General features: G+C 67.6%; 25 protein-coding genes. 10 read left to right on the plus strand and 15 right to left on the minus strand.

Annotated elements, in window-relative coordinates; translation table 11 throughout:
• Positions 1–307 precede the first annotated feature (307 nt).
• On the minus strand, positions 308–1,624 hold the full coding sequence (locus AC3WMR_RS08110) for an ATP-binding protein (protein WP_492263515.1): 1,317 nt from the start codon (positions 1,622–1,624) through the stop codon (positions 308–310).
• Positions 1,625–1,889: 265 nt separating this feature from the next.
• Between AC3WMR_RS08110 and chrA the strand changes: the two genes are divergently transcribed.
• Positions 1,890–3,149 carry a chromate efflux transporter gene (gene chrA / locus AC3WMR_RS08115; RefSeq protein ID WP_492263516.1) on the plus strand — a complete coding sequence of 420 codons (1,260 nt, stop codon included), beginning with the start codon at positions 1,890–1,892 and terminating at the stop codon, positions 3,147–3,149.
• Positions 3,150–3,173: 24 nt separating this feature from the next.
• Here chrA and AC3WMR_RS08120 read toward each other — a convergent pair whose 3' ends face one another.
• Complete coding sequence (locus AC3WMR_RS08120; RefSeq protein WP_492263517.1) at positions 3,174–3,980, minus strand: enoyl-CoA hydratase; 807 nt, start codon at positions 3,978–3,980, stop codon at positions 3,174–3,176.
• Between the two features lie 81 nt (positions 3,981–4,061).
• The gene (locus AC3WMR_RS08125; protein WP_492263518.1) at positions 4,062–4,979 is read right to left on the minus strand and encodes a LysR family transcriptional regulator; all 918 of its coding nucleotides are present in this window, start codon (positions 4,977–4,979) and stop codon (positions 4,062–4,064) included.
• Between the two features lie 92 nt (positions 4,980–5,071).
• Between AC3WMR_RS08125 and AC3WMR_RS08130 the strand changes: the two genes are divergently transcribed.
• Positions 5,072–6,058, plus strand: a complete 987-nt coding sequence (locus tag AC3WMR_RS08130; RefSeq protein ID WP_492263519.1) for an aldo/keto reductase — start codon at positions 5,072–5,074, stop codon at positions 6,056–6,058.
• Between the two features lie 53 nt (positions 6,059–6,111).
• Here the strand turns inward: AC3WMR_RS08130 and AC3WMR_RS08135 are convergent, their stop codons facing one another.
• Entirely contained in the window at positions 6,112–7,032 is a 921-nt protein-coding gene (locus AC3WMR_RS08135) for a LysR family transcriptional regulator (protein ID WP_492263520.1), read from the minus strand.
• Between the two features lie 92 nt (positions 7,033–7,124).
• On the opposite strand from AC3WMR_RS08135, the gene AC3WMR_RS08140 reads away from it, so the two are divergent.
• Entirely contained in the window at positions 7,125–7,598 is a 474-nt protein-coding gene (locus AC3WMR_RS08140) for a DMT family transporter (RefSeq protein ID WP_492263521.1), read from the plus strand.
• 86 nt (positions 7,599–7,684) lie between these two features.
• Here the strand turns inward: AC3WMR_RS08140 and AC3WMR_RS08145 are convergent, their stop codons facing one another.
• On the minus strand, positions 7,685–8,899 hold the full coding sequence (locus AC3WMR_RS08145; protein ID WP_492263522.1) for a multidrug effflux MFS transporter: 1,215 nt from the start codon (positions 8,897–8,899) through the stop codon (positions 7,685–7,687).
• 89 nt (positions 8,900–8,988) lie between these two features.
• On the opposite strand from AC3WMR_RS08145, the gene AC3WMR_RS08150 reads away from it, so the two are divergent.
• A complete protein-coding gene (locus AC3WMR_RS08150; RefSeq protein ID WP_492263523.1) occupies positions 8,989–9,312 on the plus strand; it encodes an Rdx family protein in 324 nt (107 codons plus the stop codon).
• A 47-nt stretch (positions 9,313–9,359) separates the two neighbouring features.
• Here AC3WMR_RS08150 and AC3WMR_RS08155 read toward each other — a convergent pair whose 3' ends face one another.
• The 3 genes from AC3WMR_RS08155 to AC3WMR_RS08165 all read right to left on the minus strand — a co-directional run bounded on the left by AC3WMR_RS08155 (position 9,360) and on the right by AC3WMR_RS08165 (position 12,791).
• On the minus strand, positions 9,360–10,889 hold the full coding sequence (locus tag AC3WMR_RS08155) for a tripartite tricarboxylate transporter permease (RefSeq protein WP_025140749.1): 1,530 nt from the start codon (positions 10,887–10,889) through the stop codon (positions 9,360–9,362).
• A gap of 3 nt (positions 10,890–10,892) precedes the next feature.
• Positions 10,893–11,363, minus strand: a complete 471-nt coding sequence (locus AC3WMR_RS08160; protein WP_175196438.1) for a tripartite tricarboxylate transporter TctB family protein — start codon at positions 11,361–11,363, stop codon at positions 10,893–10,895.
• 264 nt (positions 11,364–11,627) lie between these two features.
• Positions 11,628–12,791 carry an MFS transporter gene (locus AC3WMR_RS08165; protein WP_492263524.1) on the minus strand — a complete coding sequence of 388 codons (1,164 nt, stop codon included), beginning with the start codon at positions 12,789–12,791 and terminating at the stop codon, positions 11,628–11,630.
• A 119-nt stretch (positions 12,792–12,910) separates the two neighbouring features.
• On the opposite strand from AC3WMR_RS08165, the gene AC3WMR_RS08170 reads away from it, so the two are divergent.
• Positions 12,911–13,405 carry a MarR family winged helix-turn-helix transcriptional regulator gene (locus AC3WMR_RS08170; RefSeq protein WP_492263525.1) on the plus strand — a complete coding sequence of 165 codons (495 nt, stop codon included), beginning with the start codon at positions 12,911–12,913 and terminating at the stop codon, positions 13,403–13,405.
• Positions 13,406–13,436: 31 nt separating this feature from the next.
• On the opposite strand, the gene AC3WMR_RS08175 is transcribed toward AC3WMR_RS08170, so the two are convergent.
• From AC3WMR_RS08175 to AC3WMR_RS08185, 3 genes are all read right to left on the minus strand, one after another.
• Complete coding sequence (locus AC3WMR_RS08175) at positions 13,437–13,916, minus strand: nuclear transport factor 2 family protein (protein WP_492263526.1); 480 nt, start codon at positions 13,914–13,916, stop codon at positions 13,437–13,439.
• 53 nt (positions 13,917–13,969) lie between these two features.
• A complete protein-coding gene (locus AC3WMR_RS08180) occupies positions 13,970–14,617 on the minus strand; it encodes a TetR/AcrR family transcriptional regulator (protein WP_492263527.1) in 648 nt (215 codons plus the stop codon).
• Between the two features lie 154 nt (positions 14,618–14,771).
• Positions 14,772–15,221 carry a lysozyme inhibitor LprI family protein gene (locus AC3WMR_RS08185; protein ID WP_492263528.1) on the minus strand — a complete coding sequence of 150 codons (450 nt, stop codon included), beginning with the start codon at positions 15,219–15,221 and terminating at the stop codon, positions 14,772–14,774.
• A gap of 497 nt (positions 15,222–15,718) precedes the next feature.
• On the opposite strand from AC3WMR_RS08185, the gene AC3WMR_RS08190 reads away from it, so the two are divergent.
• Entirely contained in the window at positions 15,719–15,868 is a 150-nt protein-coding gene (locus tag AC3WMR_RS08190) for a hypothetical protein (protein ID WP_175193042.1), read from the plus strand.
• A gap of 111 nt (positions 15,869–15,979) precedes the next feature.
• Here the strand turns inward: AC3WMR_RS08190 and AC3WMR_RS08195 are convergent, their stop codons facing one another.
• Positions 15,980–17,743, minus strand: a complete 1,764-nt coding sequence (locus AC3WMR_RS08195; RefSeq protein ID WP_492263529.1) for a GGDEF domain-containing protein — start codon at positions 17,741–17,743, stop codon at positions 15,980–15,982.
• A gap of 216 nt (positions 17,744–17,959) precedes the next feature.
• Entirely contained in the window at positions 17,960–18,424 is a 465-nt protein-coding gene (gene soxR / locus AC3WMR_RS08200) for a redox-sensitive transcriptional activator SoxR (protein WP_025140722.1), read from the minus strand.
• A 109-nt stretch (positions 18,425–18,533) separates the two neighbouring features.
• Here soxR and AC3WMR_RS08205 point away from each other — a divergent pair, with 109 nt between their 5' ends.
• Positions 18,534–18,965: a DoxX family protein gene (locus tag AC3WMR_RS08205; protein ID WP_492263530.1), complete on the plus strand. Its 432-nt coding sequence runs from the start codon at positions 18,534–18,536 to the stop codon at positions 18,963–18,965.
• 65 nt (positions 18,966–19,030) lie between these two features.
• On the opposite strand, the gene AC3WMR_RS08210 is transcribed toward AC3WMR_RS08205, so the two are convergent.
• Together AC3WMR_RS08210 and AC3WMR_RS08215 are read right to left on the minus strand one after the other, a co-directional pair.
• On the minus strand, positions 19,031–20,584 hold the full coding sequence (locus tag AC3WMR_RS08210) for a GGDEF domain-containing protein (protein WP_492263649.1): 1,554 nt from the start codon (positions 20,582–20,584) through the stop codon (positions 19,031–19,033).
• A gap of 114 nt (positions 20,585–20,698) precedes the next feature.
• Positions 20,699–21,784 carry a site-specific integrase gene (locus AC3WMR_RS08215; protein WP_492263531.1) on the minus strand — a complete coding sequence of 362 codons (1,086 nt, stop codon included), beginning with the start codon at positions 21,782–21,784 and terminating at the stop codon, positions 20,699–20,701.
• A gap of 175 nt (positions 21,785–21,959) precedes the next feature.
• Here AC3WMR_RS08215 and AC3WMR_RS08220 point away from each other — a divergent pair, with 175 nt between their 5' ends.
• The 3 genes from AC3WMR_RS08220 to AC3WMR_RS08230 are packed head-to-tail and all read left to right on the plus strand — an operon-like array spanning position 21,960 to position 25,342.
• Positions 21,960–22,736, plus strand: coding sequence for an IclR family transcriptional regulator (locus AC3WMR_RS08220; RefSeq protein WP_492263532.1), 777 nt, complete (start codon positions 21,960–21,962; stop codon positions 22,734–22,736).
• Between the two features lie 5 nt (positions 22,737–22,741).
• Entirely contained in the window at positions 22,742–24,361 is a 1,620-nt protein-coding gene (locus AC3WMR_RS08225) for an OPT/YSL family transporter (protein WP_492263533.1), read from the plus strand.
• A 39-nt stretch (positions 24,362–24,400) separates the two neighbouring features.
• On the plus strand, positions 24,401–25,342 hold the full coding sequence (locus tag AC3WMR_RS08230) for a DUF1177 domain-containing protein (protein WP_492263534.1): 942 nt from the start codon (positions 24,401–24,403) through the stop codon (positions 25,340–25,342).
• The last annotated feature ends 16 nt before the right edge of the window (positions 25,343–25,358 follow it).

A 25,358-nucleotide genomic window follows, 5' to 3' on the forward strand; every position in this document is an offset into this window, starting at 1 on the left:
TTCAAACGATGTTTTTGTGATGATGGAAATTATCGTTTGAGTGGTTTTGTGGCGAGCGGGAATGATTTTTGCTGATTAATTATTGGCAAGTAGGGTGAGCGGAAATGAAAAACCCTTAAATATGCGAATAATCGTTGCGATATTGGGGTCGGATATGCGCCAGGCCGTCAGGCGCAATAAATCGACAGCAATGCAACTATTGCATCGCAACATGAAAGCAGCCGTAAATACCCCGACCGCATGCCGCCGTGCGGGGTTGAGATAACCGGAGAATCAGGGGGCGGCGGATTGGCGGGCGTTCCGCGATTTATTCCACGACGCCGTTCGGCGATATCCAGCGCAGCACGAAACGCGCGCCGCCCAAGGGGCTTTCGCGCACCTCGACGGTGCCCTTGTGGCTGGCCGCCACCCGCTTGACGATGGCCAGCCCCAGACCGGCACCGCCCGTGCCGCGATCGCGGCTTTCATCCAGGCGGATGAAGGGTTCGAAGATGCGTTCGCGATCGGCCGGTGCCACGCCGGGGCCGTCGTCGTCGACGATCAATTCAAAGCCGCCGGCCGGGCAGCTGGTCAACGAGATCTCGATGCGCGCCTTGGCGTAACGCACGGCGTTCTGCACCAGGTTGAGCAAGGCCCGGCTCATGTAGCGCGGGTGCAGCTGCACGTGGGCCGGCAGGCCGTCGTCGCGCACGTGGCAGCGCACCCCGCGCGAGTCGGCCTGGTGCGCCACCTGGGCCAGCGCTTCGCCCAGCCAGTCGCGCACGTCCACGGTTTCCTGCTTGACGATGTCTTCGGTAGGGCGTTCCAGGCGGGCGTACACCAGCAGTTCATCGACCATGGTTTCCAGTTCGGAGATGTCGGTGCGCATGTCGTGCAGGATCTGGTCGCGCCTGGCCTGGAATTTCTCCTGGCCCAGCATGTCGACCTCGAACGACAGGCGGGCCAGCGGGGTGCGCAGTTCGTGCGACACGGCGTTGGTCAGGCTGCGCTGGTTTTCAACCAGCGCGGCGATGCGTTCGGCCATCTGGTTGAAGCTTTCGCCGACGTGGCGGATGCCGGAGAAATGCGATAGCCGGGCGCGCACGCCCAGGTCGCCCTGGCCCATGCGCAGCGTGGCGTTGCGCAGCGAATCCAGGTCGCGCCAGACCGGCAGCGCCCACAGCAGCAACAGCACGGCGGCCAGCACCACGCTGAGCGCCAGCCAGGCGCCCCAGGTGATCCATTTTTCCAGCGTGGGTTCGCCGGGCAGGCGCATTTCCAGCCATTGGCGCGGCTCGCCCGGCAAGGGCGCCAGGTAGGTGTTGTATTCGTCGCGCATGATGAAGCCGCGCGTGGCCAGGTCCTGCTTTTCCTGTTCGGTGGCTTCGACCCGTTCCGGGGTGACCAGCTTCAGCTCCAGCCCGTAGTGGGGCCGCAGGGTGTCGCGGATGAAGGCGGCGCGGGATTCCGGCTCGATCGGGTCCAGGTCCTTGTGCAGGGCGTACATCTGGCCGCGCACGGCCTGGTAGGAAAGATCCGCGCTGACCGAGTCCAGCAGGTAGCCCAGGCTGCGGTTCACCAACTGCGACGCAGCGATGTAGGCAATGGCGGCGACCACGAAGATGCGGATCGTGAACTTGAGCATGGTGTGTCAGAACTCCTGTGGGCACCGCGGCCGCGCGTCATCCTTTTCGGACGCGTCGATGGTCGCGGGCTGCGGAATGGTACAGGGTCGCGGCAGGGTAATCCGCCGCCGTTTGTGTGGCAATTGTGAATATTCATGAAGTCATTGGCGCGGGCGTGCGGCAAAACCCATGGCAATGGCGGATTGAAACGGCGGCGTGGGCCGGCTATAAGCAGGGTTCAGGGGGCCGCAACCCGGGGCCCCGCCGTGCAGAGTGCAACGACCCATGTCGCCGCAGCCGCCTTTCCACGATGAACGCGTCGCCAGCAAACCGGCGACGCACGAGGCCGGGCCGGCCGAGCACGGTTCCTGTGCCGAGGTCTTCCTGGCGTTTCTGCGGCTGGGGTTGACGGCCTTCGGCGGCCCCGTCGCCCACCTGGCCTATTTCCGCGAAGAATTTGTCGACCGCCGCCGCTGGCTGGATGACTACGCGTTTTCCGACCTGGTGGCGTTGTGCCAGTTTCTGCCCGGGCCGGCCAGCAGCCAGGTCGGCATGGCGCTGGGCCTGAAGCGGGCGGGGTGGGCCGGCATGCTGGCCGCCTGGCTGGCGTTCACGCTGCCGTCGGCCGTGGCCATGATCCTGCTGGGCCTGGGGCTGGCGCGCATCGGTGGCGTATCCGGCCTGGCGGTGGTGCATGGGTTGAAGGTGGCGGCGGTGGCCGTGATTGCCCAGGCCGTGTGGGGCATGGGCCGCTCGCTGTGTCCGGACCGGCCGCGCGCCGGCCTCGCCGTTGCCGCGGCACTGTTGTCGGTGGCGCTGCCGACCACGCTGGGGCAGGTGGGGGCAATCGCGCTGGGCGCCGTCGCGGGCGCGGTGCTGTTGCAGGTGCCGCCCCGGCCGCTCCTGGCCAACCGGGCGCAAGGCGTGTCCCGGCGCGCGGGCTACGTGTGCCTGGGGGTGTTCACGGCGCTGCTGGTGGCGCTGCCGCTTTGGGCCGCGGGGTCGGGCAGCGCCTTGGCGGCGCAACTGGCGGGCTTCTATCGGGCCGGCGCGCTGGTGTTCGGCGGCGGCCACGTGGTGCTGCCCTTGCTGGAAACGGCCGCGGTGCGCGGGGGCATGCTGTCCAGCGCGGATTTCCTGGCGGGCTATGGCGTGGCGCAGGGCATGCCGGGGCCGTTGTTCAGTTTCGCCGCGTTTGTGGGTGCGGCCGGCGCGGGTCCGTTATCCGGCTGGGCGGGTGGGGTGGCGTTGCTGGCCACCATTTTCCTGCCCGGCGCACTGATCCTGGCGGCCGCGTTGCCGTTCTGGGAAAGCCTGCGCCGCCGGCCCGGCGTGCGCAACATGGTGGCGGGCGTCAATGCCGCGGTGGTGGGTATCCTGTTGGCGGCGCTATACGATCCGGTGTGGACGGGCGCCATCCTGAACAAGGCCGACTTCGGCCTGGCCCTGGCGCTGTTCGGCCTGCTGGTCTATGCGCGCTGGTCGCCCGTGTGGGTGGTGTTGGCCGCCGCGGCGGGCGGCTGGGCGCTGGCCTGGCTGGCGTAGCGGGCCGGGTGGGTTGCCCGCGCGTCAGCCGCGCCACTGCGGCGCGCGCTTCTGCAGGAAGGCATCGATGCCTTCGGCTGCGTCTTCTTCCATCATGTTGCGCGCCATGACCTCGGCGGCGTAGTCGTAGGCCTCGGCCTGCGGCATCTGGCGCTGCGCATAGAACATGCGCTTGCCGTAGCGGATCGCGCTGGGGCTCTTGGCGGCGATGACCTCGGCCAGGGCCTGCACCCGTGCATCCAGCTCGGCATCGGGCGCGACATCGTTCAACAGGCCCCAATCGCAGGCCTGCGCGGCATCGATGAAGCGCGCGGTGACCAGCATCTCGAAGGCGCGCTTGGTCGATACGTTGCGGCTGAGCGCCACGGCCGGCGTCGAGCAGAACAGCCCCGCATTGATGCCGGACACGGCAAAAGTAGCGGTATCGGCCGCCACGGCCAGGTCGCAGCTGGCCACCAGCTGGCAGCCCGCGGCGGTGGCGATGCCGCGCACCTTGGCAATGACGGGCACCGGCAACGCCTGCAAACCCTGCATCACGCGGCTGCACTGGCGAAACAGCGCCAGGTAGTCGTCGAACGACGGCTGGCTACGCATTTCGCGCAGGTCGTGGCCGGCGCAGAAGGCGCGACCGGCCGATTCCAGCACCACGCAGCGCAGCGAAGGGTCGCGCGCCAGCGCATCGATTTCCACGCGCAGCGCCTCCAGCAATGCTTCAGACAGCGCGTTGAATTGTGCCGGCCGGTTCAGCCGCAAGGTGGCGATGCCGGCTTGCGTCGTGCGCAGCAGCAGCGGGGCGGGGGCGTCGGTGCGGGTCGGGGAATCGGGGGCCATGATGTCTCCAGGAGGGGGGCGGCGCCTGTGATCGGCGCCTGCCATCGTTGCCTGCCATAGTAGGCCAGCCGGGGCTGCCGTTCACCCGGGGTCTGGCAGGCCGTTGGCCGAGCGGATGGCCTGGATCAGGCGGCTGAGCGCGGGCGCCAGTTGCCGTCGGCTGGGGTAGTACATGACCAGCGGCGCGCCGGCCGGCGCCCAGTCGTCCAGCACGCGGCGCAGGCGGCCGGCGCGCAAATGCGGTTCGGCGTAGCGTTCCAGGCAATAGGCCAGGCCCAGCCCGTCCAGCGCGGCGTCCACGGCCATGTCGGTGTCGTTCACGATGAGGGCGCCCGGCACGTCGATTTCGCAGGCGCGCGGGCCCTGGCCCAGCTCCCACCGGTACAGGGTCTGGTCGCCCAGGCGCAGGCGGATGCAGGCGTGGCGCAGCAGGTCGTCGGGCGTCTTGGGCGTGCCGTGGCGGCCCAGGTAGGCGGGCGCGGCCACCACCACCCACCTGAGCGCCGGCGTCAGCGGCATGCAGACCATGTCCTGCGGCACCGTGTCGCCAAAGCGGATGCCGGCGTCAAAGCCCGTCTTGACGATGTCGACCATATTGTTGTCGACCACCACTTCGATCTTCACGCCGGGGTAGTCGTGCAGGTAGCGCGCCAGCACGGGGCTGAGCAGCAGGCGTGCGGCGTCGCGCGGCACGTTGATGCGCAGGCCGCCCAGCGGGCCGGCGCGGTATTGGCCGAGTTCGGACAGGGCTTCGCCGATTTCACCGAAGCTCTGGTCCAGTTGCGCGGCCAGCTTGCTGCCGGCTTCGGTGGGGGCGACCGATCGGGTCGTGCGGTTGAGCAGCTTGACGCCCAGGCGGCCTTCCAGGTTGCGCAGCGCGTGGCTGAGGGCCGAGGTGGATACGCCCAGTTCACTGGCCGCCAGGCGGAAACTGCCGCGGCGGCAGATGGCCGCGAAGGCGCTGAGATCGGCCAGGTCGTGGCGGCTGTAGGAAGGCATGGGGCGCTGCGGCGAAGTGAATAGATCGTTGAGTCTGATTCAATAATACCTGACCTACACTCATCAAACTTTTTTTTGCAGGAGTGGTAAGCATGCTGGTCGAGACCATGCGTATTGAAGGTATCCCTGCGCCTGTGTCCAGAATCGGCCTGGGCACGTGGGCGATTGGCGGCTGGATGTGGGGCGGCGCCGATGACGCCGCGTCGGTGGCGACGCTGCGCGGCGCGATCGAGCGCGGCATCAACCTGATCGACACCGCCCCGGTGTACGGCTTTGGCCACGCCGAGGAAATGGTCGGGCAGGCCTTGCAGGGCATTCGCGACCAGGCCGTGATTGCCACCAAGGCGGGCCTGGAATGGGCGGGCGAGGGCGTGCGGCGCAATTCCAGCCCGGCGCGCATCCGCCGCGAGGTGGAAGATTCGCTGCGCCGCCTGCGCACCGACCGCATCGACCTGTACCAGATCCATTGGCCCGATCCGCGGGTGCCGATCGAGGACACCGCGCGCACGCTGCAGGACCTGCAGCGCGAAGGCAAGATCCTGGCGGTGGGCGTCAGCAATTATTCGCCCGAGCAGATGGACCAGTTCCGCGCCGTCCTGCCGCTGGCGTCGGTGCAGCCGCCGTACAACCTGTTCGAACGCGCCATCGAAGCCGACGTGCTGCCGTATGCCCGCGAGCACCAGCTGGCGGTGCTGGCCTACGGCGCGCTGTGCCGCGGCCTGCTGTCCGGCCGCATGACGGTGGACACCACCTTCGGGTCCGACGACCTGCGGTCGAACGACCCGAAGTTCCGTCGGCCGCGGTTTGACCAGTACGTGCGCGCCACCAAGGAATTGGAGGCCTTTGCGCGCATTCGCCACGACAAGTCGGTGCTGGCGCTGGCGATACGGTGGGTGCTGGACAGCGGCCCGACGATTGCGCTGTGGGGCGCGCGCCGGCCGGACCAGTTGAACGGCGTGGACGATGCGTTCGGCTGGCATCTGACCGACACCGAGATGGCCGAGATCAACGAGCTGCTGGACAAGAACATCCTGGACCCGGTGGGGCCGGAATTCATGGCGCCGCGGGCGCGCGACTGACGTCGTGGTCAAGGCCGCCGATCCTGGCGGCCTTTTTCATGGGCGCCTGACCATCAGCCCATCAACGCGGCCAGCGATTCGCGCAGCCAGCGCAGCCCGGCGTCGCCATCCGTACGCTCATGCCAGATCATCTCGAACCCCAGGGGGTCGATCGGAAACGGCACCGGCTGCACCGCCAGCCCGGGCGGTGTCGGCATCACCGTACGCTGCGCCACCGTCAGTACCAGGTCGGTGCCGGCCACGACGGCGGGGGCCGCCGTCCAGTGCGGCAGCCGCAGGGCCACGCGGCGGGCCCGGCCCAGGCGGGCCAGGGCCGCGTCCACTTCCCCTGAACGCTGGTCCTGGCTGGCGGCCACCAGCACGTGGGGCCGCGCCAGATAGTCATCCAGCGTCAATGGGCCGGCCGAGCTGGCCGCATCCCTCACACAGACAAACGGTTCCTGGAACAGTACCGCGCGACGAATGTCGGCCGGCGTTTCGCCGAACACGGCCAGAGCCAGGTCGAGCTGGCCATCGGCCACGCCCGCGATCATGCCGCCGCGGCTGGTGTAGCTGATTTCCAGGTCGATGCCGGGGGCCTCGGCGCGCAGGCGCCGCACCAGCGGCGGCAGTACCACGCTGGCGCCGTAGTCGGACATGGCCAGGCGAAACGTGCGCCGGCTGGCCGCGGGGTCGAACACCGCGCCGGCCAGCAGGCGGCGCACTTGCGCCAGCACGTCGCGCAGCGGCGCTTCCAGCGCCAGGGCGTGCGGCGTGGGCCGCAGGCCGCCGCGGGTGCGGTGAAACAAGGGGTCGCCCAGCAGCGTGCGCAGGCGGGCCAGGGCATGGCTAACGGCCGGCTGGCTCATCGGCAACCGGGCGGCGGCGCGGGTCAGGTGGCGTTCGTGCAGCAGGGCGTCCAGCACCACCAGCAGGTTCAGGTCCACCGCGCGCAGGTTGTGGGCGAGGGCGGATGGGGCGTCTGGATTATTCATTCGGTGCATATTCGATAGCTAAATATCGAATTGGATTTGGCGTTTGGTGAATAAGAGAATAACGCCAATCCCTCTTGAATCGGAGCCTCGCCATGAACGGCACTTCTCTTTTCGCCATCCCCGCGGCCATCCTGGCCGGCGCCCTCGTTCCCTTCCAGGCCGGCGCGAATGCCACGTTGGGCCGTCACCTGGGCCACCCGCTATGGGCCACGATGGCGTCTCTGGCCATCAGCGCCATCGCCGCCATGGCGGTGATGGCGCTGCTGCGGGTGCCCGCGCCCAGCTTTTCGGAAATCGGCCGCTTGCCGTGGTGGGGCTGGACGGGCGGCCTGTCGGGCGTGTTCTACATCACGGCAGCCTTGATGTTGGCGCCCCGGCTGGGCGCCGGGGCGTTCCTGGCTGCGGTGATAGCAGGGCAGATGCTGGCGGCGCTGTTGCTGGACCGCTACGCGCTGGTGGGATTTGCGGCCAACGCGTTGAACCCGGGCCGGCTGCTGGGCGCGGTGTTGATCGCCGGGGGGGCATTGCTGATGCACCTGTCGAACGGGCCGCGCGCGGCGGGGTGAGCATCGGGCTGCCGGCGGCGGCACCGCCCGGTGGCACGGCGCGTGGCCAACATCCGGGCCGTGGGTCGACACCCGCGTAGCGACGGTCAGCCCGGCGCTGGCTGCCTGCCCGCAAGGCGTCGCGCGATGACGCCGGACAGGCACAGCAGCGGCCCCACGATCCCGACACCGATCAGGCCCATGGCGGCCTGTGGCGCGACGCCGCCGTCCAGCAGCAGGGTGGCGATGACGGCGGACCCACTCATCTGGAACAGGCCGAAGACCGCCGCGGCGGTGCCGGCGCGGTCGCCGAAGGGTTCCAGCGCCAGGCTCAGCGCCGACCCCAGCGCCAGCGAGAAGCCGACTGTCAGCACAGCCACCGGCAGCATGAATATCCACGCGGCCGCGGGGGCCCAGCGCCACGCGGCAAGATGCATCAACGCGGCCAGCAGCAACGACGCCATGCCGACCCGCAGCATGGGGTAGCGGCCAAAACGCGCGATGAACACCGGCGCCAGGAAGAAGGCCGCGATGTTGATGGCCGCGTTGCCGCCGAACCAGGCGGAAAAGCCCAGTTCGGAATAGCCCAGCTGCTGCACCAGCACCACGGGCGCGGCCGATACGAACACCAGGATCATGGCCATGCCGGCCATGGCGTAGACGGCGAAATACAGGAAGCGGCCGCTGGTGATGATAGGCGCATAGCGCCGCAGGCTGTAGAGCGCGGCGCCTGCGGGCGGCGGCGCGGCGCGCGTTTCTTCGAAACGGCGCGCCAGCAGCGCGGCCAGGGCCAGCGCGAACAGCGCCATGAACACGAAGGTGCTGCGCCAGCCGGCGTGCACGGCCAGCGCGCCGCCCAGCAGCGGGGCCAGCGCGGGCACGGTGCACAGCGCGCCGTTCAGGTAGCTGTACACGCGGGCGCCGACCGCGGGGCTGAAGCAGTCGCGCACCGCGGCAAAGGCCACCAGCGATGCCGAGCACGCGCCCAGGCCCTGGATCACGCGGGCGGTATAGAACAGGTCCAGCGACGAGGCTGCCGCGCCCAGCGCGGACCCGGCCAGGTAGGCGATGGCGCCGCCCAGCGCCACCGGACGGCGACCGTAGCGGTCGGCCAGCGGGCCGATCAGGATCTGGCCCACGCCCACCGCGAAAATGAAGAGGGTGATGCTGGCCTGCAACGCACTGACGGGGTGGCCAAAGCCAACCGCCATGGCAGGCAGGGACGGCAGGTAGATGTCGATGCCCATCGGCGTGAGCGTGACCAGGCCCATCAAGAGGCCGATCAACCAGCGTTGGCCACGGGGCGATAATGCAGACTTCATGCGTAAGACTCTGGGCGCATTGCACGCCCGGGAAAACCTGACATTATCCACGACAACGGCGTGCCCGCGCCAATGCGATTGCCCTCACCATGACATCCGCCCACGATCCCGCCACGCCCGCGCCCCGCATCGTCATCCTGTATTGCACGCAGTGCCAGTGGCTGCTGCGCGCCGGCTGGATGGCGCAGGAACTGCTGTCGACGTTTTCCACCGACCTGGGCGAAGTGGTGCTGCAGCCCGGCACGGGAGGCGTGTTTCAGATCACCTACGAGGGCGAGCTGATCTGGGACCGCAAGCGGGACGGCGGATTTCCCGAGGCCAAGGTGCTCAAGCAGCGTGTGCGCGACCGGCTGGATCCGGGCCGGCCGCTGGGGCATATCGATGGGCACCGGGCCGAGCCTGACGCCACATAGAAAAACAGCCGCCCGATGAGGCGGCTGTTTGCATTTGCCTGGATTGATCAGGCCGTCGAGTTGGATGTCTCCATGGCCAGGCGCACCTTGTTGCGCTGGCGCACCGCCGATACCAGCAGCAGCGCGATCAGCAGCACGCAAGCGAGCACGAAGCCCAGGCTGATCGGACGCGTCACGAAGATGGCCAGGTCGCCGCGCGACAGCAGCAGGGCGCGGCGGAAGTTTTCTTCCACCATGGGCCCCAGCACGAAGCCCAGGAGCAGCGGCGCCGGCTCGAAGCGCAGGCGGATCAGCGCGTAGCCCGCGGCGCCGAAGAGCGTCACCATGCCCACGTCGAACAGGTTGTTGTTGGTGCTGTAGACCCCGACGCAGACAAAGAACAGCGCGGCCGGGAACAGGTAGCGGAACGGCACCGTCAACAGGCGCACCCACATGCCGATCAGCGGCAGGTTCAGCAGCAACAGCAGCACGTTGCCGACCCAGAAGCTGGCGATCAGCCCCCAGAACATGTCGGCGTGTTCGACCATCATCTGCGGACCCGGCTGGATGCCGTGGATGATCAGCGCGCCCAGCATCAGCGCCATCACCGGGTCGCCGGGGATGCCCAGGCTCATGGTGGGAATGAAGCTGGTCTGCGTCGATGCGCTGGTGGCGGCCTCGGGGCCGGCGATGCCTTCGATCGCGCCGCGGCCGAAGCGGCGCGGTTCGCGCGCCACTTTCTTTTCCACCGCGTACGAGATGAAGGACGCAATGGTAGGGCCGGTGCCCGGCAGGATGCCGAAGGCCGCGCCGATGGCGGTGCCGCGCACCAGGGCGCCGCGCGATTGCTTGATGTCGCCGGCTTCAGGACGCATGGACTTCATGCTGATCTTGCCGCTGGTGACCTTGGTGTCGCCGCCGATCTGGTTGATGTTCTTCAGGAAGTCGGCCACGCCGAACAGGCCCATCGCCAGCGCCACGATCTGCAGACCGTCGCTCAGCTCGAGGATGCCGAAGTGAAAGCGCATGGTGCCGGTGTTGACGTCGGTGCCCACCACGCCCAGCAACAGGCCCACGACCACCATCGCCACGCCCTTGATGGCCGATCCCTTGGCCAGCGTGGCGCCGGCCAACAGGCCCAGCATCATCATCGAGAAGTATTCGGCCGGACCGAACTTGAAGGCCACGTCCACCAGCAGCGGCGAGAACAGGATCATCGCCAGGATGCCGACCGACGCGCCGCAGAACGACGAGAACATCAGCATGAACAGCGCCGAGCCGGCCTTGCCGTTGCGTGCCAGCGGATTGCCGTCCAGGCAGGCCACCGCGTGCGAGGCGGTGCCCGGCAGGTTCAGCATGATCGAGGTGATGCCGCCGCCGTATTGCGAACCGTAGTAGATGCCGGACAGCATCACCAGCGCCGCGGTGGGCGTCATGGTGTAGGTCAGCGGCAGCAGGATCGAGATGGCGGCGAGCACACCCATGCCCGGCAACACGCCGATCAGGTTGCCCATGAAGACGCCGAACACGGCCCACAGCAGGTTGTCCAGCGCGAACGCGACGGAGAACCCGTGCATCAGGTTATTGAAGATTTCCATCGATCAGCCCCAGCGAAACAGCGGAAACTGCAGCTGCAGCGCCCAGGAGAAAACGGCCACGCCCAGAATGGTCACGCCCACGGCCAGCACGGCGGCGCTTCGCAGCGTGTGCTGGCGGTCGCCCAGGGCCGAAATGAAGACCAGCGCGAAGGTGGCGGGAATCAGGCCGCCGAACTTGCCGAACAGGATGAACGCCATCAGGCCGCCGATGATGCAGCCCCAGCCGCGCCATTGCGGCGGCGGGACGTCTTCGGCGTCTTCTTCGGTGGTCAGCGGCGAATACGCCATGCGGGCGATGATCAGGCCCAACAGGACCAGAAGCACGCCGAGGATGGCCGGAAACAGGCCCGGCCCCATGCGCGCCAGGCTGCCTAACGTGTAGGTGGATGCCTGCGCGATGGCCCCCAGGCCCAGCACGATCATCGTGCCGGCGGCCCAGAGCTCGCGCTTGATGGCGCTGCGTTTTGACTGCATTGGATCATTCCTCCCTTTGTTGTTGCTTTTCTTAGACCTGACTGAGGTCTGAAAAATAGCTGACAGTCCAATGAATGCGGGAGTCTAAAAACTCAAACTTCCGTTCACCTTTCAGGGATGAAAAAAAATTTCAGCGCAGGGCGGGGACGCAGGAATAATCGAGGGAAATCCCTAGGGCCATCTGATGCAAATCGGGCCCTGGGCGCAGCGAATGCAAGCGGGTTCTGGCGGCCGTGCGCCGCCCAAACCCCCTTGATTTGCCGATCAGGCTGCCCGTGCCGGGCGCAGCCGCGCGGCCATGGCGAACAGCGCCAGGCAGATGAACATCATCGCGATCCAGGCGGGCGCGAGGTCCGCCAGATGCTGGCGTACCAGGCCCGCGGCAAACGGAAACAGCGCCGCGATCAGGTAGCCGGCGCCTTGCACCAGGGACGCCAGGCGGCCGGCTTCGGCGGGCGTGGCGGCATGGTCCATCGTGACGATGAGCGACAGCGGGAACAGCGAGCCGATGCCCAGGCCGGCCAGGATCGCCGCAGGCCAGGCCAGCGCATCGGGCGCGACGACCAGGCCGGCCAATCCGGCCAGCAGGGCGGCCACGGCCGCATACAGCGCCGGCCGCCGGTCGGGCAGGCGGCCGATGCCCGCGGATACCGCAAGGCCCGCCACGATCTCGGCCACGGTGACCGCGCCCAGCAGCTGCCCGGCCGCCAGCGGCGTCCAGCCGCGCGCGGTGAAGTAGGGCGACAGCCACGCCAGCACCAGCGTGTAGGCGCCGGTGCCCAGGCCGAAGAAGGCAGCCAGCAAGGCCACGCGGCTGCGCGGCGCGCGGGCGGTGGCGGCGCGGGCGCTGGCCGTGGCCGGTACGGGCGCGCGTCGCGCCACCGCCAGCCAGCACAGCAGCGCCAGCCCGGCGGGCGCGGCCCACAGCGCCAGCGCGTCGGGCCAGGCGCCGCCTTGCGCCGCCAGGGGCGCGGCGACGCTGGCGATCGCCGCGCCGCCCATGATGGCGGTGGAATACAGCCCCATGATGCGGCTGGCTTGCGCGGGCAGGCGCGTCTTGATGTAGATCGGCAGCAGGGCCTGCGTGATGGCGATGCCCAGCCCGGCGGTCAGGCCGGTGGCCAGCATGACATGGGGCTGGCCGGCCCAGTGGCGGCCGGCGGTGGCGGCGGCGATCAGCACGAGGCCCAGCGCCACGCCTTGCTGTTCGTTGACCACCCGGCGCAGCGGCGCCACGGCCAGGGCGCCCAGGCCCATGATGAAGACCGGCAGGGCGGTCAGCAGCCCGGCGGCTGAATCGGAAAGGCGGGTGGCGGCCTGCACCAGGTCCAGCAGCGGCGGCACCGAGGCCAGCACGGGGCGCAGGTTCAGGCCCACCAGGATGATGGCGACGATGCGCCAGGCGTTGTTGAGGCGAAAGAATGACACGAAGGCTCCGGCACGGATGGCGGGGGCGGCATGCCCGGCGCGTTCCGCTAAAATATCTCGACGTCAAGATAGATGGCATTTATCTTGACGTCAAGATAATCAGGGAGGCCAGCAGGGCTATGGATCGAGCAGAACGCGCCGTGGCGCAATGGAACCGCGAACGCCCGGATCTGGACGTGTCGACGATGCAGGTGCTGGGCCGGTTGGCCGAATGCGCGCTGGTGCTGTCACGCGACCGCATCAACCCGCTGTTCGCGCGCTTCGGCCTGCAGCCGGGGGAATTCGATGTGCTGGCGACGCTGCGGCGCAGCGGCAAGCCCTATGCGCTGACGCCCACGGCGCTGTACGAAGACGCCATGATCTCGTCGGGCAGCATGACCAACCGCATCGACCGACTGGAAGCGGCGGGGCTGGTCAAGCGCGGCGCCGACCCCACCGATGGCCGCGCCACGCGGGTGATGCTGACGCGCCAGGGCGTCAAACTGATCGACGAGGCCGTCGGCGCGCACGTGCAGAACCAGGCCGAGGTCTTGGCGGCGCTGGACGCCAAAGAGCAGGCGCAGTTGAGCGCGCTGCTGGCCAAGCTCTTGCAGGCGAATCGTAAGCAGGGCTGATCCGGGGCGGGCCCCGTCGTCACGACCCGCTTTACAGGCCCAGCGCCGACAGGCCAGGATGGTCATCCGGCCGGCGGCCCAGCGGCCAACGGAACTTGCGGTCGGCCTCTTTGATGGGCAGGTCATTGATGCATGCGTAGCGGTGAATCATCAGCCCGTCTTCGCCGAATTCCCAGTTCTCGTTGCCGTACGACCGGAACCAGTTGCCGGAATCGTCGTGCCACTCGTAGGCGTAGCGCACCGCAATGCGGTTGTCGGTGAACGCCCACAGTTCCTTGATCAGGCGGTAATCCAGTTCCTTGGCCCATTTACGGGCCAGGAAGGCGCGCGCCTCCTCGCGGTTCTTGACGAATTCGGCGCGGTTGCGCCACTGCGTGTCCAGGCTGTAGGCCTGCGCGACCTTGTCCGGATCGCGGCTGTTCCAGCCGTCTTCGGCCAGGCGCACTTTCTGGATCGCGCTGTCGCGGGTAAAGGGAGGAAGCGGGGGACGGTTGGCGGAAACGGATGTCATCGCGGTGACCTCATGGGTGGGGGGCAGGGAAGAGAAAACCGGGCGGCGGGCCTTCAGCTTGGGGAATTGGCGTCAACGACGTGCAAGCCGGCCGCCTGCAGCACGGCCTGGGCCGCGCGCCGCGCGTTGTCGGCAATGGACGGATCGCGCGAGACCAGCGCCACCGCAATGGCGCCGTCCAGCAGCACCAGCCACTGCAAGGCCGTGTCGTCCGGGTTCGGCAGCGCCGCCGCGTGCGTCAGGTCGCGCACATAGGCCAGCAAGCGCGTTTTATGTTCGCGCGACACCGCCAGGATCGGGCTGGCGTCGTCGCCGATCTCGCCCGCGGCGTTCAAAAAGGCGCAGCCCCGAAAGCCGTCGGAGGCAAACCACTCGCGCAAGGCGTCGAACATGGACAGCAGCCGCGCCTGCGGCGTGGGCGCGGTCGACGTCGCGTCGATGAACCATCGCATCCAGCGTGCATCGCGCGCTTGTAGCGCCGCCGCCACCAACGCATCCTTGTTCGGATACAGCTGGTACAGGCTCTTGCGCGCCACGCCGGATGTCTTGACGATCAGGTCGATGCCGGTGGCGTGGATGCCGCCCGAATAGACCAGGTATTCGGTGGCTTGCAGCAGACGCTGGCGGGTGTCTGCCGGGGGCAGCGATGCGGCGGCCAGGGCAGGGGGGCGAGAGGCGCGTGAGGGAGCGGGGCGAACCATGGAGAATGATCGTTCTGCAAAGGATGATGCAGAGTAGAACGGTCATTCTCTGGTGTCAATCCCTGCTGCCAATCTCCATGGTCAGTCCGCCATCACGTCGGCGCCGACAGGAGGCGTCTGAATCGCGAGATTCGCCCCCGGAGGGCTTCGCGTATTACTTGCCTGCGGGGCCCAGCGCTTCTGCCCAGTTCTTTTTCATGGCAGCGATGCGGTCCACGTAGGCGGATTTCAAGCAGGCGGCGTCCGGGCAACGGTCGCGCACGGTGGTACGCCATTGCGTCTGCTCTTTCGCGACAGGATCGCGCCATTCACCGGTTTCACCGTCACGGCCAGCGGTTTCGGCTTGAATCCGGTCGTAGAGGTCCTTGACCTGATCGTCCAGCCGGGACAGCGAGGGTTCGCCGCAGATCAGATGTTCGACATGGGTTTTCGCGGCCTTGCAGTCGAAGTCGGCGGCTTGGGCGGATTCGATCTGCAGGAAAGGCGCGCTGGCGAGGACCGCGCAAACGACCCCATGCAGGATCGCGTGTTTGCCTTGGGCGCTTTGCCGGCCCCGGCCTTTCATGATGCCGGCCGGTATTGCCGCGAGAACGGGGTTGCGCACGTCGTTTACTCCTATAGTCTGCAGCCACGGACAGGGCGGCCCAAGGTGGCGATTTTCCCGTTTGTCGACAGCTCGTGCAACTTTTCGCTCGGGTATGCCTTGGACTTGCCATGCGGGCAATTCGTGACCATTTTCTGGCTTTTTCTTTTAATTTGTTGTAAACTACTTTTATCTCGTAGTTATCAGTGGTGGTTGCCAGTCTTCTGGCAAGTCTTCCGGGTGGGGCGGCCGATTTTGGGCAAGACCTTCCCCCAAATGCCTGGTCGGCAACACTGTGGCAAGCCATCCAGGGCAATCCCAAACAATCGCCTTCGGGCCGCTGTTTCCAAGCCGCCGAAGACACCGCACGCATTGCCCCCTACGAGAGCAGTCCCCAGGGCCACGCCCTGGCGCCCGTTCCTGATGCCCCTCTGCATTCCTTCGCATCCCGGGCGCGCTGGATACCCGTGTTGTGTGCCTGCGCAGGGCAGGCCGACACCGCAAACAGGAGTACGCACATGTCCCAATTGATCAGCAAGAAATCGCGCATCGAGATTCCGCCGCTGAACTGGAAGGCGCCTGATACGCGCCCGGACCCTGAAATCATCCCCCGCCCGGCCGACACCGAGCCGTCCGAAGACAAGCGCGCTGCCCACGCGCCTGCGTAACCCCATCGCGGTCAAGCGTCGCTGTACCCCGTTTCGACCGACCCTACCGACCGCCGCCCGCATGCCATGCCGGCGGCGGTTTTCATTTCAAGGGCGCGCGCCTGGCACCCGCTAGGCGACGTCGCCCGGCACCACGCGGTTCTTGCCCGCCATCTTGGCGCGATACAGTAGCTCGTCGGCATGGCGGAACAGCGAATCGGCCGCGCCGGCATTGCCCCACGACGCATACGCCACGCCGAAACTGGCGGTCAGCGCAAAGGTCGTGCCGTTCTCGGCCGGCACGCGGGCGGCGGCGATGCGCATGCGCATGCGTTCGGCAGCCTGCACCGCCTGGTCCGCCGTACCGGTATGACAGAGCACCGCGAATTCCTCGCCGCCCACGCGCGCCACCACGTCGGACTGGCGCCAGGTCTGGCGGCACAGGTCCGCGACGACCTTCAAGGCCTGGTCGCCGCTGGCGTGGCCATAGGTGTCGTTGATGCCCTTGAAATCGTCGATGTCGAACAGGATGAACGCCAGCACCGCGTCCGAGCCGCTCCAGGTTTCCAGCGCCTGCTCCAGGCGGCCCTCGAAGGCGCGCCGGTTCAAGAGGCCGGTCAGGAAATCGGTTTCGGCCATGACGGCCAGGTCGACGATCAGCCGGTCGCGCTCGCGTTCCAGCCGCTGGCGCGCCGACGCATTGTCCTCCAGCACGCGCAGCGCCTTGAACATGCCGTCGACCTCGCCGCGGTACCGGCCCACCGGAATGGACGACGTGGGGGCCCCGTTGGCGATGGCGCCGATGATGCGGGTGGCCTGCACGAACGGCCGGATCACGCGGCGCCGGAATTGCCCCAGCGACAGCATCAACGCGGCGGCCAGCATGGTGGCCGCCACCAGCGTGATGACCAGCAGGCGGATCGCCTCGGCGCGGTGCTGCTGCATGCTGCGTTCGATGCTGTCCAGCATCTGGTCGCGAAACTGCGTGATGGACGCCATTAGCGGCACGTAGGTCCGGGCCAGTTCGCCGGTCGAGATCTCGGCGCCGCCCGGCTGCAACGCCGCCGCATCGCGGATTTCTTCCAGGTAGCGCATGCCTTCGCCGAAGTACAGCCGTTGCATGTCCATGTAGGCCAGCGATGCGCGCAGGTCGGGGCGCGTGGCGATGCGTGCTTCGAGCAGCGCGCGCAGTTGGTCGATGCGCCCCAGCACCCGTTCCATGCGGTATTCGTCGGCATCGGTCAGCTGGCGGTGCTTGGTCAGCGCGGGCGTGAAGGTCGACCCGAACAGGCCCGCCTGTTCGCGCAGCTCGCTGGCGAGCAGCGCCAGGGCGAGCAGGCTGGGGGCGTCAACTTCGTTGCGCATCACCACGCCGACGCTGTCGGCCATGGCCGCTTGCAGCTCGGGCACCAGCGCCACCATGCCATTGACCGCCATCAGAACGCTGTAGCCCGACACCGTGTCACGCGGCGCGGCGATCAGGGCGTCGGCCTGCGCGCGCGCCTGGATCAGGGCGTAGCGGATGCGCTGGACATTGGTGAATTCCTTGGCGCTGTTCGGGCTGAGCGGCGCGCGGTACAAGGCCAGCAGTTGGGCGATGCTGGCGTCGCTGCGGTCGCGGGCGGTCTGCAGGGCATCCAGCAGGGGCGGTGCCACGGGATAGGGGGCCCCCAGCGCGGCATTCATCGGGCCGCGTTCGGCCGAGACCTTTTCCATGGCGCTCACGGTGGCGCGCACGATGCTGAAGGCGCGTTGCGCATCGCTCGTGGCGACATCAGCGGCGCGGCTCTGCAGCAGCAGAATCCCGGTCAACACCGACATCGGCAACACGACCCCCGCCGCCAGGATCAAGAAATAGCGTTCCAGGGACTTGATCGAAAATCTACTGCGCAACATATACGGGTGGGCCGGCCTGATGCGATGTTTCTCTGCGCGCAGGATACTGTAATTGCAGGGCCGGCAGGCCCGACTTGGTCGGACAATTGCGATTATGCCGAGCCGTCGCGCAACACTATGTCAATCGAATACAAGCCGTTGCGCAAGGAATTGAAATCAATGCGGATCATTGCCGGAATGCGCCCTGGCGGGCCGCATCGCCGGCCAACAGCGGCCTCATGGCCGGTCCAATATCCGCGCCCCCGGCCCGTCGCGGCCCAGCACGTCGTCGGGATTGCGCAGCGGACAGTCCTGCAGCGACAGGCAGCCGCAGCCGATGCAGCTGTCCAGCTCGTCGCGCAGCCGGGTCAGCTTGCGGATGCGTTCGTCCAGGTTTTCGCGCCATTGCGACGAGAGCTCGTTCCATTGCGCCGGGGTGAGCTTGTTGCCGTCTTGCGGAAAGCGGGCCATGGCCTCGCGGATTTCCTCCAGCGGAATGCCCGTGCGCTGCGCCACCTTGATGATGGCGATATAGCGCAGCACGATGACCGGATAGCGCCGCTGGTTGCCGCCGCTGCGGGTGCTCTGGATCAGGCCTTTGGATTCGTAGAAGTGCAGGGTGGACACCGCGACCCCGCTGCGCCGGGCCACTTCGCCCACCGTCATGAGTCGCGCCGTGTCGATCGGCTTGTCGCCCGCCATGGGTGTTGACCTCAAGTTAGCTTGAGGTCTTATAGTCCGTCGCGCCGCATTTGGCAACTCAGCTTCACCGCGACGCCCATCGGGCCGCGGCCACCCAGGACCAGGACTCATGCAGACCCCGCCGTTCATCGCGCAATACATCGATCCCCTTCTTCAAAGCAGCGGACTCTGGTTCATCGCCCGGCTGTGCCTGGCGGTGGTGTTCATTGCGTCCGGCGTGGCCAAGGTGATCGATTTTCGGGGCGGGGTGGCAGAAATGCGCGCGGCCGGGCTCGAGCCGGCCATCCTCACCAATATTGCGGTGGCGGCGCTGATGCTGGCCGGGTCCGTGCTGATCCTTGCCGACCGTGCGCTGTGGCTGGCCGCGGGGGCGCTGGGCGGGTTCCTGCTGCTCACGATCGTGCTCGTGCACGCGTTCTGGCGGCTGCCGCCGCCCCAGGCCAAGCTGGCGCTGTTCTTCGCGCTGGAACACGTGTCGGTCATCGGCGGGCTGATCGCGGCGGCCATCGCCAGCCATTTCAGGGCCTTGACCGGCCACTAGGGGCCGCGGCCGGCCTCGCGCACAAGCGCAGACGGCACGCTTCAGGAAGCGGCCCACGGCATGCCTCACGGCGTGCCGTGCAGCACCACCCGGTTGCGCCCTTGCTGCTTGGCGGCATACAGCGCGGCGTCGGCCGCATGGAATGCCTGGGCCACGTCGGGCCCGGCCGCCGGCCACTGCGCCACGCCGGCCGACACCGTGATGCCGCCCACCTGGCTGATGTCGCGCGCCGCGATGCGGCCACGCAGCCGTTCGGCCACGATGGCCGCTTCGGTCTGCGCCACGCCGGGCAGCAGGATCAGGAATTCCTCGCCGCCGTTGCGGCACAGGATGTCGCTGGGCCGCGAACAGTCCCGCATTCGTTGCGCCACGCCCTGGATCACCTGGTCGCCGATGGTGTGGCCGTAGGTGTCGTTGACCTGTTTGAAGTGGTCGATGTCCAGCGCCACCACGGCGAAGGGCGTGTTCGATGCCTGCAGGTGGTCGACCGCATCCTGCGTGCCGCGCCGGTTGCGCAGACCGGTCAGCGGATCGGTGATGCTGGCCAGATTCAGCCTGCCGATCTTTTCCTGCAGGCTGGTGAAGCTCCAGATCACCGCGCGCTTCAGGCGTTCGGCCTCGAAATACCAGGCTTTCACCGATTTCACCCGCTGCATGGCCACGGCCACGTCGTGGTGTTCGACGTTGGTGGCCAGTTGCGACAGGGGCAGCGAGATCTGCCGCGCGCACCACCAGATCGCCAGCAGGAACACCAGCGCCAGCGGCGCGGCATAGCCCACCAGCGCCCAGACCAGTTCGTGGATGGGTTCCAGCGTGGCCTCGGCCGGCCGTTGCGCCACCACGCCCCAGCCGCTGGCAGGCACCGGCGCGTAGCCGGCCAGCATGTCCACGCCCTTCGAATTGATGACGCGCTGCGCGCCGGCATGGCCTGCCACCACGGCGTCGATCACGGCGTTGCCGGTGACGCGTTCGCCGACCCGGTGGGGGTCGGTGTGATAGATCAGCCGGCCGTCGCCATCGACCACATAGAGATAAGAGCCGTCGGTGTAATGGTGTTTGCCCAGCAAATCTTCCAGGGCGCTTTCCTTGCGCAAGTGCAGGGTGCCCGCCAGATAGCCCAGGTAGCGGCCGTCGGCCGAGAACACCGGGTGCGACAGGTTGATCAGCAGGTTGCCGGCGATGGACACGTAGGGCTTGCTGATCAGCGGCTGGCGCGCGGCCAGCGCGGCTCGGCTGCCGGGGCTGTCCACGCGGGTGCCCAGGAAATTGCGGAAGTTCTGCGTGGTGGCCAGGATCAGGCCGTCCGCGCCCACCACGCCGACCGAGTTGAAGTTGTCGCTTTGTTCCTGCACCCGCAGCACTTCGGCCGCCAATTGGTCGGGCGTGTCCATATGCTCGGCAATCTGGCGGGCGCTGTAGCTCAGCTGGCGCTGGGCCGCCTTCAGGAAATAGCCGGCGCTTTCGGCCAGTTTGGCGGCGTAGACCCGGTTCGACTCCAGTGTGTTGGCGATGAGCTGTTCGCGTTGCAGGCGGTAGCTGGCATACAGGGCGTTGGCGGTGGCGGCGAGGGCGCTGAACACCGTAAGCGCGAGCACCAGGCCGCGCAGATTGATTCGCAGGGGGAACACAGCAGGCTTGGACCTCGGGAGGGGCGCGGCGACTTCGCCGGCAGGCGCCATTGTATGCAAGCGGCCGCCAAGTCCAATCGTGGGGCCAGGTGCTGCCTGGCCGCGTTATTCGTCCTTTACGTCGGCGTCGCGATCCAGTAAACGGGCTGCGCGCGATTGCGGCGCCGCGCCGGCGCGGAAATAGCCCATGACGGTGGCCACGCTGGCGTGGCCGGTCATGGCCATGGCCTCGCCCAGCGGCACGTTCTGCCGGCCGGCCTCGGTGACGTAGCCCGACCGCAGGCTGTGGGCCGAGAAATCGCCCTCGATGCCGGCCAGGCGGCAGCGTTCCTGCACGATGGCGCGCACCGCGGCGCCGGCCAGGGGTTCGCCAATCACATCGCCGCGGCGAATGCGGCGAAACAGCGCCCCTTCGCGAATGCCGCTGGCCGCCAGCCAGGCGTCCAGCGCCCGGGCCGCGGCGCCGGCAATGGGCTTGCGATCCTGCGCGCGGTCGAGGCCGGATTGGTTGGTCTTGGAATGGGACAGGACGTACAGGTAATCGTCGCCCACCCGGCGCGTGTTCTCGACGGTCGCGCTCACCACTTCAGAGCGGCGTCGCCCGCCGCTGGCCCAGGCGAACAGCAGCAGCGCCCGGTCACGCAGGCCGCGCAGGGAATCGTCGCAGGTATCCAGCAGCGCCTGCAACGGTTCGCGTGTCAGGGCGTCCTTGCGGCTCGGCGCGACGCCGCGGCGGGCATAGGCGCGCCGAGTCTTGGCCACCAGTTCGCGCACGGCCGGCGCATGGCAGGGGTTGGGCAGGCCACCCAGCGCGTGGGCCTTGGACAGCACGGACAGGCGTTGCAGCAGCGTGTTCAGGGCGGGCGCGCCCGGCCGCCCCTTGGCCTTCAGGCGCACCAGCTCCTGGTCCAGCGCGGGCGGCAGCTCGCATGTCAGCCCCTGGGCCGTGGCGCGCTGGGCGTGGTCCACCACGAACTGGATGACGGCGGCTTCGGACAGGGGCAGGGCAAACGCCTGTCCGTAGCGCAGGCCGAACCACGCCGACCAGTAGCGGATGGCGGCGCGATAGCTGGCCGCCGTATTGGGTGAACTGCCTTCGCGCAGCAGCTCGCGCGCGGCAGCGTCGGCGTCGCGATCAAGCCGGGTGGGGTCTGGCAGCAGGCCGGGCGGGGCAGGAGAAACGGGGAGCATTCGGCAATCGCGGGGGCAGGGCAACGGCAGGGACGGGTGGGACGGCAGCGCATCAGAAGGTGGAAGTTTCCTACATTTTTTGGCTGCCACCTAGGGTTAGTCCTCGTTTGCGCCGATATCGCCAAGCGTAAAATTAATCCATTAATTGGAACCAAGTCTCATTTTTTGGAACTTCATGGCCTCACTCGAAAACGCCGCCATCATCCTGCGCCTGATCAATACGTTGCATCGCAAGGTCACGGTGACCGATCTGGTCGAGCATCTCGATATGCCGAAAAGCTCGGCCTCGCGCCTGTTGGCGCAGATGAAGGACCTGGGGCTGCTCGAACGCGAGGAAAGTACCCGCGCCTATGGGCCGGGCGTCATCATTCTTGAACTGTCGCGCCTGGTGCGCGAAACCACCACGCTGTCGGCGCAGATGCAGGACGCCCTGAAACGGCTCAGCGCCCAAAGCGGCCATACCGGCTACATCTCGGTGCTGGAGGGCAGGGACATCATGGTGCTGCACGTGCAGCACGGCACCCATCCCTTGCGCGTCACCACCCATCCGGGCCACCGGTCGCCCAGCTGGGCCACCTCAACCGGCCGCGTGCTGCTGGCGCGCGACAGCGACGCGGACGTCGCCAAGCGGCTGGGCAAGTCGCTGCCGTTCATCTCCGACCACGCGCCACGTACGGTGCAGGACGTGCAAGCGCTGCTGCAGGGCGTGCGGCAAGCCGGTTATGCGGTGGCCATCAACGAGGCCATCCCCGGCGTGGCGTCCATCAGCTGCGCCGTGAGCGATCCGGCATCGATGCAACGCCTGGCCATGTGTCTTTCCTTTCCGGCGGCGCAGGCCGATGCGGCCAGCGTCAAGGCGCTGGCCGCGGAGCTGCTGGCGGAAGCCTCCACCCTGGGCCGGCTGGTTTGCGATCCGGCCTGGGGTTCTCCCGTTCCTGTCACTCAAGTGTGAGCACGATGATCAAGTCCACCCCCCAATCCGCCGTAGAGCCCCATCGCGCTTCGGCACACGAGGGCCCGCCGTCGCATCCCAGGGCACTGTCGCTGTCCAACCTGATTCTGCTGGCCGCGCTGAGCGTGTTCGGCGCCGTGATCGGCATCCAGCTGATCGTCACGCTGGGCGTCACGCCCAATACCTCCATCATCGGCGCACTGGTGGCGATGATCCTGTCGCGCATCCCCGTGCAGCTGCTGCGCTCGTACCGCTCGGTGCATGCGCAGAACCTGGCGCAGACCGCGATTTCGTCGGCCACGTTCGGCGCGGCCAACAGCCTGCTGCTGCCGCTGGCCATTCCCTATCTGCTGGGCCGCCCCGACATGGTGCTGCCGATGTTCCTGGGCGTGGGCCTGGCGATGCTGCTGGACGCCTACATGCTGTATCGCCTGTTCGGCAGCACGGTGTTTCCGGCCACGGGCGCCTGGCCGCCGGGCGTGGCGGCGGCCGAAGCCATCAAGGCGGGCGACCAGGGCGGCACGCAGGCCAAGCTGCTGGGCCTGGGCATCGTCGTGGGCACGGTGGGCTCGTGGTTCAAGATACCCATGTCGGCGTTCGGCGTGGCCTTCATCGGCAACATCTGGGCGCTGGCCATGTTCGGCGCCGGCTTGCTGTTGCGGGGCTATTCCGAACCCCTGTTCGGCGTCGACATCAGCAAGCAATACATTCCGCACGGCATGATGATCGGCGCGGGTCTCGTGGCGCTGGTGCAGGTGGTGATGGTGATGCGCAGTAAGTCCGGCCCCAAGGCCAGCGGCCCGACCGGCCCCAGCGTGGGCAGCAGCCTGCGCCTGGGCGGGGCGGGCTACATCCTGCTGTCCGCCGGTATTTCGGTGTTGGCGGGGCTGTATGCCGACATGTCGCTGCCGATGCTGCTGGGCTTCATTCTGTATGCCGCCTTTGCTGCCTTGGTGCATGAGCTGATCGTGGGCATCGCGGCCATGCATTCGGGGTGGTTTCCGGCGTTTGCCGTGGCGCTCATCACGCTGCTGCTGGGCCTGTTGATCGGCTTTCCGCCCCATGCGCTGGCGATTCTGTGCGGCTTCTCGGTAGCGACCGGCCCGGCCTTTGCCGACATGGGCTACGACCTGAAGGCGGGCTACATGCTGCGCGGCAACGGCGCCGACATGGCGCAGGAACTGGAAGGGCGCAAGCAGCAGCTGATCGCCGCGATGCTGGCCTTCTTGATTGCCATTCCGGTGGTGTATTTCAGCTACGGCGCGCTGTTCGATGGCGGCCAGCTGCCGCCGGTGGCCAAGGTGTATGTCGCCACCATCAACGCCGGCGCCACCCCGGGCATCGCCCACATGCTGCTGATCTGGGCCATACCCGGCGCCGTCATCCAGTTGATCGGCGGCCCCAAGCGCCAGCTGGGCGTGCTGCTGGCCACGGGCCTGTTGATCGCCAATCCGCTGGCCGGCTGGGCCGTGGCGGCCGGCATCGCGCTGCGCCTCTTGATCGAGAAGGTCGGCGGCGAAAAGCACCGCAACCATATGGAAGTGTTTGCCGGGGGCATCATCGCTGGCGACGCCATCTTCAGCTTCTTCAACGCCACCATTACCTCGCATTTTGGCAAGAAGTGATTTTCCCTTCTTGTTGTCTTACCCAGAAAGGAACCCGTTGTGAGTCTTTCCCAAACCTTGCAGGCCTTTGAAGCGCTGGACAGCGCGTACGCGTCCGGCGACACCGTGGCCAGGCTGCTGGCCCCGTACCCGAACGCCAGCGTCACCGTCACCCAGATCCGCGGCGCGAACGGTTCGACCGATTTCGTGCGCGTGGTGATTCCCGGCGCCCAGGGCAAGCGCGCCGGCGGGTCGGCGCCCACGCTGGGCATCGTCGGCCGCCTGGGCGGCATCGGCGCGCGGCCCAGCCGCCTGGGTCTGGTGTCCGACGGCGATGGCGCCGTGGCGGCCGTGGCCGCCGCGCTGAAACTGGCGCACATGCAGTCGCAGGGCGACGTGCTGGCCGGCGACGTGATCGTGGGCACGCACATCTGCCCCGACGCGCCCACCCGCCCGCACCAGCCGGTGGACTTCATGGATTCGCCCGTGGACATGAAGGCCATGAACGACCACGAACTGAGCGACGAGATGGACGCCGTGCTGTCGATCGACACCACCAAGGGCAACCGCATCATCAACCACAAAGGCTTTGCGCTGTCGCCCACGGTGAAGCAGGGCTACATTCTGCGGATGTCGGAAGACCTGCTGCGCATCATGGAAACGACCACGGGCCGCCCGGCCGCGACCTTTCCGATCTCGATCCAGGACATCACGCCCTACGACAACGGCGTCTACCACGTGAACAGCATCCTGCAACCGTCGGTGGCCACTTCGGCGCCGGTGGTGGGCGTGGCCATCACCGCAGAGACGGTGGTGCCTGGCTGCGGCACCGGCGCCAGCCACGAGGTCGACATTGCTGCGGCCGCCAAGTTCGCCGTGGAAGTCGCCAAGGAATTCACCCAGGGCAAGTGCCAGTTCTTCGACCGCGAAGAATTCGCCTTGCTGCAAGAACTGTACGGCTCGCTGGCGCATTTGCAGGGCGTCCAGGTCCAAAAGCCCTGATACCGCGCTGACACGC

Source organism: Achromobacter sp. FW305-C-28 (genome assembly GCF_058783235.1).